Genomic DNA, 15,717 nt, shown 5'->3' with positions numbered 1-15,717 from the left:
CCGATAAGGCTTTTATCTCCAATTGGAAGAAAGAAAGACTTTATTTTTGAAAATATGTACTCATTTTTCAAAATTGTGTGTAATATCGCAGGTAAATTTATTCGATTTTAATTGCCAGGTGATGAGGATGACTGCACCGGTTCCTTTGGAGATTCCAGAACTCCTGAGTCCTTTCCTATAAACCTTTTTCAAAAGCATTGCTGATGTAGGGGGTTGGTTAGGATGGCTGTAGTTGATCAACAAATTCCTCGGAGGAGGCTGATTCTGGAATCTCTGATTAGAGTCGTCTGAAGTTTTCTGATGGGGGACTCTTTCGGAGATCAGCTTTACTTAGTTTTTTAAGGTTTGTTTCCTTTCCCACAATGCAATTTTTCTGAACTAAATTGGGTACCATGCATCGACATCTTTTTTGAATAAGAACTTTTTTTTGATCTATACTCAATTCCCAAAACCTTGCGATTCTCTGGATAAAAGCCGTGGTTAGTGCTCTGACAGGTCTATTTTCAAAGCGGACGAAAGGGGTCGGTATCGAGCTGACTCCAGATCGAGTGAACGTCGCTCAGCTCAAAAAACAGGGGCAGGGATTTAAACTGACCACCTTATCCTCTGTAGAAGTACCGGAAGGAATTATGCAGGAGGGGCAAATTGCTGACCCAACTGCCATGGCCGGCATTATTCAAACGGCTCTAGAGCAGAGCAAGTTGAAGGTGAAGCGGGCCTCTACTGCCATACCGGGGCGGGAAGCCGTGACCCGGTTGATCCCTGTGCCAGCAGAACTGGACGATCGAGAACTCAGGGAAATGGTTCTGAACCAGGAAGCTGGCCTCTATCTGACCTTCCCTCGGGACGAGGCAGATGTGGATTTTCAGAAGCTGGGTTCCTTTGTCGATGAAGATGGAATTGAGAAGGTTCATGTTTTGCTGGTCGCGACCCGCAAAGAGGTGACAGATACCTATCTCAATACCTTTGAACAGGCTGGATTGCAGGTAGACATCCTGGAAGTGACCAGTTTTGCTCTGATTCGTAGCATTCGCGAACAACTGCGGAACTTTGCACCTCAAGAAGCGGTTGCGATTGCAGATATTGAGTTTGAGAGCACAGAGATCTCCATCGTGGTGGATGGAGTCCCTCAGTTTTCTCGTACCGTTCCGATCGGAACCTTTCAGATTCAGAGTTCCCTGAATCGAGCAATGAACCTTCCACCCTCCAGGGATACGGAGCTGCTTAAAGGCATGACGATTCCGGTCATGCCAGGGGAAAACACTATTGGCAGTACCTCCAAGATGGGGGGAACCAATCCAGGTTCTGCGGCCATGCTGCGGGTGCTGGGGGAGTTGGCGGATGAATTGCGGCGCTCGATCGATTTTTATCTCAACCAGGGAGATAACCAGGAAGTTGCCCAGTTATTACTGGCAGGTCCCGGTGGGGGGTTGGGTCAGTTAGATGACTTCTTCAGTCAGCGACTGAGCTTGCCCGCTAGCCAGATCGACCCCATTGCAGCGCTGCAGCTTGAGGTGGAATCGGAAATTGCTCAAGTCGATCGGCCAGGGTTGGGAATTGTATTGGGACTGGGGTTAAGGGAGATCTGACGCTTATGTATAGTCTGGATATCAATTTTCTCAACGATCGTCCGGAGTACAGTTCGGCTGGAACCTCTGGGAGCCGACCTACAGCAACACCAGTTACCGGTAGTCGGGTGCCCATGTTTCTGGGGATCCTGGTGGGGATTGCTTTGCCTGCCTTGGTCGGTGGATATTGGTTCGTTCTGCAGAACCAGATTCAGACTCTGGACGCTGAAAAAGCCCGCTTGAATGCCACCATCGGGGATCTGAACGAGAAGTTGAAGCAGGCCGATGTGATTAATGCCCAAGCCGCTGAAATTTCCAAAGAGGCGGATGCGATAGCGGGGGTGTTCAACTTCGTCAAACCCTGGTCGGCCCTGCTGCAGGATATCAGTGAACGGGTTCCGCCATCGGTTCAGCTCGACCTGGTTCAGGAGTCTGGTGGCGTGATTAACCTGTCGGGAACAGCCCGGAGCTATAACGAGGTTAATGACTTTCTGCTGTTGCTGCAAAAATCTCCTTTTCTGAGTGCTGACAAAACTCAACTTCAGGGAACTCAGATGGTGGCCTTTTCGGGTGCATTTACGTTGACAGGGTTTCCCAAAGAAAAAACACCCTCGTTTAAATTTCCAGAGGTTGCCTCCTACAAAATTGTCACGAATTTGAGTCAATTGGGTGCCAATGATCTGATCCGGGAATTAGAGCGTAAAGGTTCAATCGGGTTGGTTACTCGTATTAGAACATTGCAAGAAAAAGGAGTCATTAAGTAATGGCAATGAGTGGAGACTATGCATCCGGCGGTGATTTTGACGCTCCAGCCTACCCGAGTCTCTTTGGGATTACGCTGACTCCCATCGTCATTGGTTCACTGGTAGCCATTTTGGGCATGGGTGGAGCCATCTTTATGTATATCAACTATGTTCAGCCTTTATCGGAACAGAAAAATATCCTGCAAGCAGAAGTGGCTGATTTGCAGGGTAAAGCCGATGCTGCCCAGGCTAACCAGAAAAAAATTAAGGAAGCACAGGTCAGTCTGGAGAAGGCAAAGCAAAAGCGAACCGATGTTTATTCTTTGTTCGCGGATGAGAAAAGCCTGAACACCTTGCTTCTGGATATTAACCGGGAATTTACACGACCTGGAAGAGAGGTCAGGTTTCAAAGTTTTACCCCTGCCGGTCCGCCAGCCTTGGTTACGGATGACACGCTGGGGCCAGGGGTGAAAGGCAAACTCAAAACCCAATCCTTTGGCGTTGTCATGGAGGGTAACTTTGCCCAAACTCAGGCCCTTATTCGCAGTATTGAACGGTTACAACCTCTGGTTATTATCCGAAACTTCAATGCTGCTCGGGATTCAGTGAACCAGAAGCTCATCATCAAGCCCCCAGCAGTGGCGACTTCTGTCGGTGAGGCAAAGCTGAAAACAACGTTTACGCTGCAGGTGGTAGTAACGCCATCGGAAGGTCAGGCTGCCCCACCTAGCCCCGCCCCCGCGAAGTAGATGATCGTCAGGTTGAACTGTAGACAGGCTTATTGATAAGGGATCGCATATTTGAGTGAGGAGCGAACTATGAGACAGATATTAGGATTAGGTAGTATAGCGCTGAGCGGGGTGGTCATGCTGGCTGCTGCTCGGCCTGCTTGGGCGGATGCAACCCAGGTTACCGCCGTGCGTACCAACGTTTCGGCTGCTGGGATGCAGGTGCTTCTGGAAACCCAGGGTGGCGATCGCCCCCAGGTCTTTTCAACCAAACGGGGGAAGGTCTGGATGGCGGATGTCATCAATACGCAGCTTCGCTTACCAGCCACGGTAGCGTTTCGGCAAGATAACCCAGCGCCAGGGATCGCTGCTGTAGAGGTGTTTCCTCTAGATACCAACAGCGTTCGGGTTCGGATTACGGGTCAGAACAGTCCTCCAGCAGGGCAAATGATTCGGACCGATCGGGGGCTGGTGATTAGTCTGGCCGCCCTTCCGGTTACCTCCCAGTCCGCCCCTGGGACTGGGGCACCAGGAACCGTGGCTCAGACGCCCAATTCAACCCCCCCCGCGCCAGTAGGAGCCCCTGGCCCTAACCCGGCTAATCCGGTTGCGCCTAATCCGGCCCTATCTCCCCCGTTCTTGCCCCGGGCTGTAGCTCCCCCGATCGGGGATATTGCGGTTTCTGCAGTGGATATTGCAGCGACAGATATCGACTTGGGCACGGCGGAGCGGGTGCCTCGCCTGGTGTTACGAGATGCGCCAGTACGAGAAGTCCTGTCCTTGCTAGCCCGTGCTGCCGGACTCAACGTTGCGTTTTCAGAAGCATCGGTTGGAGCGGCTCCTGGAGCCCCTCCTGCGGCTGGAGCCGCTCCTGCTACGGCAACGACCGGACCAACGATTTCTCTGGATATTGAGAATGAATCGGTTCAGGATGTCTTCAACTATGTCCTGCGATTGAGCGGGTTGCAGGCGAGTAAGTCTGGCCGCACCATCTTCATTGGTCGATCGTTGCCTGCCGAAGCTCGGAATCTGATCCTGCGGACTTTGCGCCTGAATCAGTTGAAAGCCTCCTTGCCAGAGACCAATATGGTAAGCACCAGTAACAGTTCCTCCAGCCTGACAACGGCTGGGGGTGGCCAGGGTGGTGCAACGACTAATAGTTCCCTGGGGCGAAGCTCCAACTATTCCCAGAGCCTGCCGGTGCGGGGAGCGATGCAAATTCTGGTGGGATTGGGAGCAGACTCTGCGGGTGGGGGAGCGGTGGCACCAACTGCCTCAACTACCGCTGATTTGCCCCTGCGCGGATTAACGGTCACGGCAGATAACCGGACCAATTCGATTACCCTGATTGGCACCCCCCGGGTGGTGGATATCGCCACTAGCTACCTAACCCAGTTGGATGTGCGGAAGCGCCAGGTGGCCGTTAACGTCAAAATTGTGGACGTTAACCTGCTGAATACAGACTCCTTTACCTCCAGCTTCTCCTTTGGGGTGGCCGACACCTTTGTCAACGTGGCCAATGGACAGGCGACCGTTAACTTTGGCCAGTTCCGGCCCCCAAATCAAGCAGAAACACGGGGGAGTTTATTGGGTCAACCCGTCATCAACAACCCCTTCTCTTCTGCCAATACATTCCTTAACTTCAATTCACCGCAATCCTTACCCTTGGGCCAGGGGATCGACACCATCTTTAATGGTGCCTTGATTAATAGCCAGGCTATCAATAGCACGGTTTTCCCAGCTACCACAAGGGTGGGCTCTGATCCTTTCACCGCCGGGATTAGCCAGTTTTCACCCGGTACTCGTGACCAGTCGGTGACAACTATTACGACGGATGCTGGGGGTAATCAGGTGGCTACGACATCTTTTAACCGAGGTACCCTGCCCACGGTCACCCAGCAGTTACCCAGTCTCTTCCAGTTTCCCCAGGCCTTCCTACTGAACTTGCAGGCCCAGATTACCTCTGGCAATGCCAAGGTGCTGACGGACCCGACCCTGATTGTGCAGGAAGGGAGCCAGTCCCAGGTGAACCTGACCTCCCAGGTGTTCTCCGGCTTCCGGGAAGAACGCCGCACAGAAGGCAACTTGACAACCACCTCGATTTTGCCAGGTTCTCCGATCGATGTTGGGGTGATCCTCAATATCGCCGTGGACCAGATTGATGACAACGGGTTTGTCACCCTCTCGGTTTCGCCAGAGGTCAGTGCGCCAGGTCAGACCATTACGGACCCGAACCGGAACAACCTGGTGATTCAGCAACTGGTAAACCGCCGTCGTCTGGAAACGGGGATCATTCGTCTCCGGGATGGCCAGACCCTGATTCTGACTGGAGTCATTCAAGAGGGCGATCGGGTCGTGACCACGAAAACCCCAATTCTCGGAGATCTGCCTCTGATTGGTTCCCTGTTCCGGAGTACCAGTAAGGAGAATACCCGGAGTGAAGTCGTCGTTCTGGTAACACCCCAGATTATGGATGATTCCCAGCAGTCGGGGGCAGGCTACAGCTATACGCCCAGCCCGGATGTGCGCCAGATCCTGGAACAACGTAATCCAGGCAATCGCTAGTTTCACTTGTTTCGCTCGTTCACGATCGGGCTCTGCTAAGGTTTGAACTGCAGAGCCCGTTTTTTTGTCATGATTACAGTACCGAAACACGGGGGGAACCTGGTCTGGGCCGCTGATTTGGCTGACTGTACCCCTGCTGATATTCTGGATTTTTCGGCCAGCATTAATCCCTTGGGGCCACCAGCATCGGCAGTTGCTGCGATCCAGGCCCATTTGCCAGCCCTGCCCAATTACCCTGATCCTGAGTACGGGGCCTTGAGACAGGCCCTCAGTCAGGTGCATCACCTACCGATCGAGTGGATTTTGCCTGGTAATGGGGCGGCGGAATTACTCACCTGGGCCGGTCGAGAACTGGCGGACCTTGCGGCAACCTGTATAGTAACCCCTGCCTTTGGGGACTATTTCCGAGCGTTGCAAACTTTTTCAGGGGCAGTCGTGAGTTGGCCGATCGACCTGGCAGCCCTGGGAACTTCCCAGACTCGCCTGCCTCTGACGGTCTGTCCAGTGGCAGGCTCAAACCAGGGACTGATTTTGAGCAATCCCCACAATCCGATCGGGCAACTGTTGACGCGCCAGGATCTGTTGCCCTACCTAGAGACCTTTGCCCTGGTGGTGATCGATGAAGCTTTCATGGATTTTCTGCCCCCAGATCAGCAGGAAAGCTTGATCGATCAGGTATTGGATTACCCTAATCTGGTGATTTTGCGATCCCTGACTAAGTTCTACAGTCTTCCCGGATTACGGTTGGGCTACGCGATCGCCCATCCCGATCGACTGCGCCGCTGGCAAACCTGGCGGGATCCCTGGCCAGTGAATAGCCTGGCGGCGGCGGCGGCGATCGCCATCTTGCAGGACACCGCGTTCCAGCAACTCACCTGGAGCTGGCTGCTGAGGGAACGAGCTCATTTGTTTCAGGCCATGACCGCGATCCCTGGATTGGAACCCTATCCCAGTGCCGCCAATTTCCTGCTGGTCCGATTCCAGGGCTCCGTGGCTCAACTTCAGGAATGCTTACTCAAGCAGCACCGGATTCTGATTCGAGATTGCCAGAGTTTTGATGCCCTGGGCGATCGGTATTTTCGGGTGGCAGTCAAATCACCGGAGGCCAACCAGCGCCTGATTCAGGCCCTGACTGAGATCTCTCATCATGCATGACGATCGTCTCACCCCTGTTCGGGACAATGCCCTTGACCGCATCACAGATTCTGCAGGGGACATAGCTGGCAGAATCTATCCAGGGACCTGAGGTCCACCATAACAGGAGGTGACCGGGCCTAAAGCCCTGAATTTATTTGGAAAGGGAATACTCCATGGCTTTGGCATAATTGCCGATGGCGTAGCAAGCAACCTGTAAGCTTCCCAGGGACTGGCGCTCAACCTGGGGATCTTTCAATTGTCGGGCAACCATCAGGCGTTGTTCATAAGCTTCAACCGCCTTTTCATAATCCCCCAGGGCCTCATACACCACCCCCAGGTAGCCCAGAATCTGTTCCTCACCCCGAGCATCCTTGATCAGCCGGGCAATCTCCAGACGCTGCTGAAAGTAAGAAATGGCCCGACGATAATCCCCAAGGGCATGATAGGTACTACCCAGACTCTTGAGAATCTGACTTTCAACGCGACGGTCTTTGCCTTCCTGAGCCAATTTGAGCCGCTGCTCGTAGTAATCGGCTGCCTGCAGATAGTCTCCCAGGGCATAGTAGGCATTCCCTAAATTCTTGAGAATTTGCCCCTCGACCTGCTGATCTCCAATTTCCCGAGCAATCTCCAGGCTCTGGCGCTCATGGTCGATCGCACTGACATAGTCTTTCAAAGCTTTGTAAGCCAGACCCAGGTTATTCAGGGCAGCCATTTCGGCCCGTTTATCCCCCAACTCCCGGGCGACCAGAAGATTGCGTTGAGAATAGGTGATCGCCTTATCGTGATCTTTGAGGTGGCGATAGGCATTGCCCAGATTGCCCAATCCCTGTCCTTCACCTCGCAGATCGCCAGTATCGCGGGCAATATCCAGACGCCGCTGGGAGTAATCTACTGCTTTGGTGTAGTCTTTCAGGGCATAGTGAATTGCCCCCAGATTACCCAACGCCTGCCCTTCTCCCTGAGGATCTTGCAGTTTTTGGTATAAAGCGAGAGACTGCTGCGAGAACTTGATAGCAACCTCGTATTGACCAGTCTGGTAAGAATCAACCCCCTGCTTTAGGAGCTTATCCGCCTCAGCTTTCAGCGAACCGGGATTCACTGGAACAATGTGATGAACAAGAGTTTCCCGCTCTGGAACTGTTTCGCGTTCTTCCTTGGAAAGGTTAAGCATGCGATAAACCTCTAAAAGCCTGATTGGGCTACTGCGAGGGAAAGACTTCGTTATTAAGCCTAACCTGGTATTTCCCTAGACAGCCTCCGAACGACTGCTGACTTTCCATTAGAATTTCTAATACCTGATGTGCGATTTACCTATTCCGCTTCACCGATGAGGGTGAAAGCGGCCCAGGCTTTAGGGTCAGGATATTGGAGCTTGGTGGTGAGCATGGCTTGTCGCAGGGCCTGCGCTTTATCAGGATTCTTCTGTAAATTTTTATAAAACTGCGTCATTAGAAATGCCGTAGGTGCATCCGGAACTTGCCAGAGGGAGACAATCACGCTGGGGGCTCCAGCAGAAATCAGCGATCGAGACAGCCCAATTACCCCATCTCCGGTAATACGGCCTCTGCCCGTATCGCAGGCGCTCAAAACCACCAGTTCTGCATTCAACCTTAAATCTAAAATGTCACCTGCTGTCAGCAGGCCATTGTCCTGTCCAGAGGGGGCCAGCGCAACTGCTCCTGGGATGCCCAGGCCAGTAAAGTCATCCAGTAGCCCGTGGGTAGCCAGATGGATCAGGCGGGCTTTTTCGATGCGCTCTTTCACGACTGCTTTAGTGGCCTGCTTGCCAATGAGGGGTTGGACCTGAAATAGGGCTGCGATCTCCCGGGCTTCCTTTTCCGCTCCTGGCAGAGAAAACAAGGGTTCCGATCGCAGGCCATCGGGGGTCAGAATACTGGGCATCACAGGATTACCCACAATCAACACATCCTGATCCTGCAGGGGGGAACGACCGATTCCCGGCATTTTTTGTCGTTGTCGGTGCGTAAAATCCAGAACCTGAATGGAGGGGGCAATCAATACCGTATGTTCTTCAATCAAAAATTTCCCGGCCTGACTCTGCAGGGCGGCAAAGGGAGCCATAAAAAGAGCATCCTGAGGGATGAAGATGACCCGGGATTCCGGGTTCTGGGGTAACAGGTCTGCAATTGGGGCAATCAAGAGCTGATGCAGTTGTTTCAGATGTTCATAGTTGGTTGTGCCAGATTGCTGGGTCGTATTATTGGCCTGGGCCAGGATTTCTGTATTCTCCTGGAAGGACAACCGTCCCCGGACTCCGATTTCAGCTCGACTGATCTGAACCAGTTGCTTCAAGGAGGTCTCTTGCTTCTGCCACAGGGGAGTCAGATCCACATAGCGGAAGGTCAGCGCACCGGTGGGTTGCACCACCCAGATATAAAGGATGCTGTCTCTGGCTTCCTGCCTGCCGTTGATCGTGAAGTTGCCCTGAACTACGGAATATTGAACGAGGGTTGCTTTCTGAGCTTTGGCAATTTGCTGGATCTCAGCCATTTGAATCGGCTTGACAGACACTTCATCACTCGTCATTCCTTGACGACCCCGGGCTCTCCGAGCCAGCAGTTCCACAAAGGCTCTGGCCCTGCCCCGCTCAGCAATTTCCAGGGCTGCAGCCGCTTTATTTTGAAGAATTAAAACCCGTTGTAAATTGTGGAAAACATTGGTTTGGGTTTCAAACAGAGAGACTTTACTGCTATCGCTCAGACCAGCTCGAATCGATTCACGAACAACGACTGCTTCCAGAAAAGTTTTCTCAGCATTGGCCAAGTCCCCACTCTGCCAGAATCCAATCCCCAGGTTGTTGAGGGCCAATCCTTCCGCCCAGCGGTCTTTGGTCTCCCGAATAATCGTCAAAGCCTGCCGGGAAGACTCAATCGATCGAGGATAATCCTGGATCGATACATAGGCCCAACCCAGATTGCTCAGAGCCAGGAGTTCCTTTTGCCGGTCTTTAATGCGTCTGGCCAGGTTCAGGGTCTGCTGATAGTAATCAATGGCTTTGTTGATATTGCCTTCTTCCAGATAAATATTGCCCAGGTTCAGGAGGGTATTGCCTTCAATGAGGGGCAGTTTCAGAGCCTGAGAAATGGCCAGACTTTCATTCAGCCGCTGGGCAGCCTGCTTATAGTCCTTCTGCAAGCGATAAACTTCCCCCAGGTTATTTAAAGCCTGGGCTTCTCCCGGTTTATCTTTCAAGTCTCGGGCAATTTTCAGGCTTTCTTGATAACGATCGACCGCCTTTCCATACTCCCCAATCCGGTTATGAACGTTCCCCAGGTTTAGCAGTGCCCACTGTTCTGCTGCGCGATCCTTAACCTGGCGAGCAATCGCCAGACTCTGTTCACCCGATTCAATGGCCTGACGATATTCACCGGTTAAGCGATAGGTATCTCCCAGATAGCCCAGAATCCGGCCCTCTTCTCGCCGGTTATCCACTTTTCGGGCCAGGGTAAGCCCTTGCTGCAGGTACTGAATCGCCTGGGTCGTATCCCCCAATTCTCGATAGGCCACCCCAATCTGGCCCAGAACCAGGACTTCAAACTCAGGCTTTTTCAGCTCCTGGGAGAGGGGGAGTAACTGTTTATAATAGTCGATCATCCGGAGGTAATCGGCTACGCCAAAGTAAGCATCCCCAATTTTGGCCAGGAGTTGTAATTCAACGGGACGATTCTTGCTGGCTTGGGCAGGTTTCAACCCCTGCTCATAGGTTTGAATTGCCTGGGAGTAATCTTGACTCGCCACATAGGTATCGCCCAGGTTAATCAACACCTTCAGCTCCAGTTCCGTGTCTTTAAGTTGCTGGGTGAGGGGGAGACTTTGCTGGTAGTATTCGATCGCCCGGGCCGTATCCTGCTGCCGAAAACGAATTAACCCCAGGTTGATCAGGGCTCTCGCCTCCAGATCCGTAAGTTTGAACTGGCGTGCGATCTCCAGAGCCTGCTTTTCCAGGGTATCGGCTTGCTGGTAGTCCTGTTGGACCATGTAGACCAAGCCCATGTTCAGCAGAACATAGCCTTCCCCGGGAAGAGACTTAATCTCCTTAAAAATCTGTCGGGCCCGTTGAAAGGTTTTCAGGGCCTGATCAGGCTGATTGTTGTTGAGTTGGGCAAATCCTTCATCCAGCAGTCGGCTGCCTTCCTGGACCCGATCCGAGTTGGCCTGGGCCAGCAGGGGCAATTGGGGGGGAGGGACGATCGCCTGCAACGGCAATGGGGCTGACGCGAGAGCCAGCAGGGCGATGAAAGGAGCCAGGAAGCTGGTTCGAACCGGCGATCGAAAATTAAGGGCAAACATATCAGCAGTGAGGATCAGGATATTTACTGGTATATCCTCCAGCCCGGCCAGAAGTTATTCCAGTTATCCCAATTTAATATATCGCTTTATAAACAGCACCCAGCTCCAGATGGCTGAAGCATAGGCTGAAGCCAGAACAGCAGTCCCTGTAGACTTTTCGGGGGATAACCCAAGTCCTGCTGTTCAGATTGGCGATTGCTTCAAGCCGGGAGGGATCTCATCCCCAGATGATCGACAAGCGAGAAAATATGGCCTGTGAGGCATTGGGGTCAGGCTCAGGCAGCCAGGGTTAGATCCTGCAGAGGTTGCCAGCGAAAGAACCGTTCTCCGCCAACTTCGATCGCAATCTTGACGCGAGGTTCGACCTGGGGCAGGGTGTTCAGGAACGCCAGTTCCTGGCTAGAGAGAATGTGGCCTTCAATCAGCCACAGGAGCAGCCCCTTACTCTGGGAGGGAACCTGACTCAATTGATAGGTCAGAATCGGAGGCAGGTAATACACGGGGCCAACGGCTGCCTCGCGCCCGCTGCTCTTTTTCCCCAGGTGGGGGGGACGCACCCCATGCACCGCCATCAGATAGGCCGACAGATCGCCGAGGCCCCGAGCGGTCATCGTGTACATGGTGTAACCTGCTGCCCGAATTCGACGCTGATAGCGGCCTTCATGACCTCCTTCCAGAGGCATGTAGATGCCCAGAGCACCATGCTTTTCCAGATCACGGATGAGATTTTTGCCAGTTGTGATCAGTGCCATTGTTATGCGCTACCTCGTCTGGAGTATGGTCATGTGCAACGCTATTTTACCGCAAACTCCTGAGGACAAAGCTCAATCTGACCATAGAGGCTCCTAATTATTGGCATAGGCGGATCAAGCAGGCAGGGGTCAGAATAGAGTCTGAATGCTGGCCACTCAGTCCTAACTCCCGGGTGATGATTCCAGTCGAATGACCGACCCAGAATCGTTCGTGCGATAGGCCAGGCGCTGGGGTCCAGCCAGAACCACAACACGCCAGCCCGGCACCAGAGCCTGGGTGCACATTTCACCCGATCGGGATAAGCCCAGGCAACCATTGGGCCAGGTCCGACGTTCTGCCCTGACAATTCGTAGCGTGGTGAGGGGCAGACTGGTGCGCTGGGCAGCGTCCTGCAGGACTCGATCGGCGATGGCCTGAGGCAGGCCCGTTTGGGGGGCTGGGGACTCTTCCAGCCTGTAAACTTGCCCATTGGCATCGGTGCGGTAGGTCCAGCTCTGGCTGCCACTAACCAGGACGACACGCCAACCTTCTACCAGAGCCTGCCCACAGACTTCCCCAGGAGTAGGGAGCCCCAGGCAAGTATTGGGCCAGGTCGCCTGGGTCACCGAGGTGACCCGAATTTTCCCAGGGGGGATACCGATGCGACGGGAGAGATCCTGCCGCAGGATGTTCACGCGGGATGGAGAGAGGTAGTCTGAGGTCCCGGAGGGTTTTCTGGGCTTGCTCTTAGCAATCTCATAGGAGGGTTGTGGGGCAGCGCTTACGGGGGCGATCGTTCCCACCAGAGGAGACAGCAGACTGACCAGAACCAGGTAAGCAAGGGTGTGTTTAAGGATTTTCATCACAAATGAGGGGTGAAGCATGGGTCTTTCCTCAACAATCTCACTGATTGCGACGGTAGAGATACAGACCCCCGTTTTGCCTCAATGTTCCACTGAACCTACCTTGGCTTGCGGGCTGGAGGATCCCCAGGGAGAGCGGGCAACCCCATTTGCTTCCAGAATTTGTTGAAGTTTGTGGGCTGAATCAGCCGCCAGGCAAACAAGACTCCGATCGTGATACCGAGCAAGACAATCAGCCCCGAGAAGATCTGGGACAGGGCACTGGGTTGGGCGGAACGACGACGGGGGCGGCGGATGGAGGCGGGGGCTCCGGTGGTGAAGGGGCTTTGGGATGAGGGCGATCGGGGGAGATGACTGGGATCGGCCATTCCCGGAAGATTGCCCTGCATGGCCTTGAGATGTTGCATCACCCCTGGTGGTTTTTGATGGACACGAGCCCATTGCAGGAGAGCGGCCATGGTAACACCGCAGAGATTGGTAGCGCCAATCCGCTGAATATGCTGCAGCAGCAATTGATCATTGGTGACCAGCACCACCAATTGTAAGGCACTGGCTTCAGATAGCCCGTAGGCACACTCCCCTACCTCCAGAGACAGGCGAGCTTTTTTGCTCAGGGTGTTGACCGTCCCGCTTCTCAGTGCAGGATGGCTTAAGGTGATGTCAGTGGGTTGCCAACCGCTTTTGGGTTGGAAACGGATAAATTCCCGGGCAGTTTGTTCTTCCTCCGACTCCACAGCCCGATCGCACAGGAACTGGATTTCCTCCAACACAACATCGGGTAAATAACAGGTCCCGACCCGGGAAAATTCCTGCCACTCGCGTGTCTTAGAAGCCATGATGGCACTCAGATCAAGGACCAGCAAAATTGGAAAAGGAGTGGTCATAGGTTAAAAAAGACTGGGCGTGCCAATACCTAGCCGACCAGCCAGACTGGGAGTCAGGGGTAAGAGGGTGGTAATCATCAAGAACAAGGCTAACAAACCCAGAGCAGCTCTGGCATCATCGGGTTCGGATAATTCATTCAGGCTAGGACGTTCCAGATCCCGTTGCAGGACGAGAATAATGACTGCCCAGTAAAGGGCCAGCGGATTAACCAGGGCCGCGATCCCCAGCACAATCAGGGTGGCAAAGGTGGCCCGACCTGCGACCTTCCGTCCGTAAATGGCCTGAACAATGCGGCCCCCATCCAGTTGACCAGCAGGCATCAGGTTAATGGCTGTGATCACTAATCCCAGCCAGCCAATGACGAGTAATGGGTGCACATCAACGATCGGGTTTTGCAATTCATGACCCAGGGCCACCCGGGCTAGGGTGCCAATCAAGATCGACCCCTGGAAAAACTCAGAAGGAATCTGAAATAAGCTGCCCTTATGGGAAAGCACCAGACCCATGAGCAACATGCCCAAGGAGATCAGACCACCCACTGCCGGACCAGCGAAAGCAATGTCAAACAGAACTTTGCGACTGGGCAATAAGGACTCAAACCGGGTCAGCGCCCCGAAGGATCCAATTTGCAGGGCAGGCAAAAAGAAAGGAAAGCTGAGCCGGATTTGATGCCTCCGAGCCATGAAAAGATGGCCCAGTTCATGGGCGGTCAGAACAGCCAGGATACCCAGGGCGATCGGCAAAACTTCCGGGTAACGGTCTGGAGCGCTGAAGAAGTCGAACCCCAGGAGCAGCCCCCCAGCTTCCAGGCAGGTCACCAGGGTCGCGATCGCCAGCACCCCAGCAAAGAGCTTCTGGAACAGACTGGAAGGACGGGGATCGGCACTGCTGGGCAGCACAATGACCACTGGCTTGCCATCCGGATTCTCCACCAGGAACAATCGATATTTGTCGCCCAGTCGTTCTTTTAGACCGATGGAGAGGCGATCGTGACTGGTTTCAGGTTCTCCCCGTAAGTTGCCTTTAAAGATTACCCCCTGCTGATAGGGAATGGTCTCTGTTGCAAAGAAGGTTTCAATACCAAATAATCCCTTAATGGCCTGCAGGTCTGCCTCTGGGATGGCCGCGATCGGGGCTGGTGTGACGGGCATTGTCCCATTAGGGGCGGTAGAACTGGCCTCGTTTTCCCTCGCTTCTACCGGAGCGGAAGGGCCGGTCAGAGGGGAGGCTTTTTGGGAGAGCACCGCATCTTGACCCGCTGCCCGCAAGCGATTGCCAATATAGATGTATAACCCGGTTGAAAAAATAAACAGAAATAGTACAGTCACCAGGTTGAGATAGATGCCGATCGCAAACAAGCTGAAAAACAACAGCCAGGGGGCCATTAAGACAACCGACTGTAACCAGGCTAGAATGCCCACCTGACCGTAGGGGCGAGCCCGGATCAGTCCCCAACCCAGGATCCCTAAAGCAATCAAGACAACCAGCGCAGTGACCATATCCAAAATCCTCGCACTCAATCCGTCAGACATCAGCTCTCCTCTTTACTAGACTAGCGGAGGTCTGAGCCTGGAGATACCTGTCAGGATAATAAGTATAGTGACTTTAAGGGATGTTACGGATGAGGGAATGGTCCTCCCGGTTTCCCACCAGCCTCTGCCTAAACGGTGTCACAGGGAACAGGAGGCAAGGCGGTGCTTACCAAAGGCTACGATCGAGACTCTAGCAGGGAGCGGATTTGTTGGAGCTCGGTCAGGATGGCTTTCAAGAGGTCATTGGTGACGGTTTGTGTAGATTGCTTAAATTCAACCACCACTTGCTTGATTCCCAGAACTTCCCGGGCAAACCGGGCCACCTCATTCGGGTGAAAAAGGAGGGGGTCCCCTTTGTTTAGCCGGAGTTCGGGGTTCAGCTTCCGGGCATCGTAGGGAGGATTCAATTCCTCCGGATCCGTATTGGCATAGCGGTAAATCGAGGCGCGGGAGCGGTTAAACAGCTTCTGTACAGCTTCAATATCAAGCAAACTGGCGGTATCAGCCTGAAATCCTACTTCCATAGAAAATATTCGGGTGCCTGGGCAATGAATTGTAAAGTATCGTGCCAGTCAAGCTGGGATACTTGGGGATGCGATTCTGGCTTAGAGGTCAATCGAGATGACCCTATCGGACTCCCCAAACCTTGA

12 protein-coding genes are annotated in these 15,717 nt (G+C 53.5%); 5 read left to right on the top strand and 7 right to left on the bottom strand.

The features are described from left to right. Positions 1-476: 476 nt before the first annotated feature. From pilM to cobD, 5 genes are all read left to right on the top strand, one after another. Positions 477-1,589, top strand: coding sequence for a type IV pilus assembly protein PilM (gene pilM / locus BST81_RS15165; RefSeq protein WP_075599342.1), 1,113 nt, complete (start codon positions 477-479; stop codon positions 1,587-1,589). Between the two features lie 5 nt (positions 1,590-1,594). Beyond that, on the top strand, positions 1,595-2,332 hold the full coding sequence (locus tag BST81_RS15160) for a PilN domain-containing protein (protein WP_075599341.1): 738 nt from the start codon (positions 1,595-1,597) through the stop codon (positions 2,330-2,332). Next, entirely contained in the window at positions 2,332-3,060 is a 729-nt protein-coding gene (locus BST81_RS15155; RefSeq protein WP_075599340.1) for a hypothetical protein, read from the top strand. Before BST81_RS15160 ends, BST81_RS15155 begins: the two co-directional genes overlap by 1 nt. Before the next feature lie 69 nt (positions 3,061-3,129). Further along, a complete protein-coding gene (locus BST81_RS15150; protein WP_075599339.1) occupies positions 3,130-5,604 on the top strand; it encodes a type IV pilus secretin family protein in 2,475 nt (824 codons plus the stop codon). A gap of 69 nt (positions 5,605-5,673) precedes the next feature. Continuing rightward, entirely contained in the window at positions 5,674-6,759 is a 1,086-nt protein-coding gene (cobD, locus tag BST81_RS15145) for a threonine-phosphate decarboxylase CobD (protein ID WP_075599338.1), read from the top strand. A gap of 133 nt (positions 6,760-6,892) precedes the next feature. Here the strand turns inward: cobD and BST81_RS15140 are convergent, their stop codons facing one another. The 7 genes from BST81_RS15140 to BST81_RS15110 all read right to left on the bottom strand — a co-directional run bounded on the left by BST81_RS15140 (position 6,893) and on the right by BST81_RS15110 (position 15,591). Continuing rightward, positions 6,893-7,915: a tetratricopeptide repeat protein gene (locus tag BST81_RS15140; RefSeq protein WP_083636883.1), complete on the bottom strand. Its 1,023-nt coding sequence runs from the start codon at positions 7,913-7,915 to the stop codon at positions 6,893-6,895. A gap of 140 nt (positions 7,916-8,055) precedes the next feature. Next, positions 8,056-11,055 (bottom strand): CHAT domain-containing protein, encoded by a 3,000-nt coding sequence (locus BST81_RS15135; RefSeq protein WP_075599337.1) that lies wholly within the window; start codon positions 11,053-11,055, stop codon positions 8,056-8,058. Between the two features lie 275 nt (positions 11,056-11,330). After that, positions 11,331-11,807: an NAD(P)H-quinone oxidoreductase subunit N gene (locus tag BST81_RS15130; protein ID WP_075599336.1), complete on the bottom strand. Its 477-nt coding sequence runs from the start codon at positions 11,805-11,807 to the stop codon at positions 11,331-11,333. A 162-nt stretch (positions 11,808-11,969) separates the two neighbouring features. Continuing rightward, the gene (locus BST81_RS15125; RefSeq protein WP_143780355.1) at positions 11,970-12,671 is read right to left on the bottom strand and encodes a hypothetical protein; all 702 of its coding nucleotides are present in this window, start codon (positions 12,669-12,671) and stop codon (positions 11,970-11,972) included. A gap of 77 nt (positions 12,672-12,748) precedes the next feature. Beyond that, positions 12,749-13,534, bottom strand: coding sequence for a PIN domain-containing protein (locus tag BST81_RS15120; RefSeq protein WP_075599334.1), 786 nt, complete (start codon positions 13,532-13,534; stop codon positions 12,749-12,751). Positions 13,535-13,537: 3 nt separating this feature from the next. Then, entirely contained in the window at positions 13,538-15,067 is a 1,530-nt protein-coding gene (locus BST81_RS15115) for a site-2 protease family protein (protein WP_253188310.1), read from the bottom strand. 176 nt (positions 15,068-15,243) lie between these two features. Beyond that, positions 15,244-15,591, bottom strand: a complete 348-nt coding sequence (locus BST81_RS15110; RefSeq protein ID WP_075599333.1) for a resolvase — start codon at positions 15,589-15,591, stop codon at positions 15,244-15,246. Positions 15,592-15,717 lie beyond the last annotated feature (126 nt).

It is taken from the genome of Leptolyngbya sp. 'hensonii' (assembly GCF_001939115.1).
GTDB lineage: Bacteria > Cyanobacteriota > Cyanobacteriia.
Note: the sequence above shows the minus strand (reverse complement) of the source record. Positions and strands in the feature narration are given on the sequence as shown.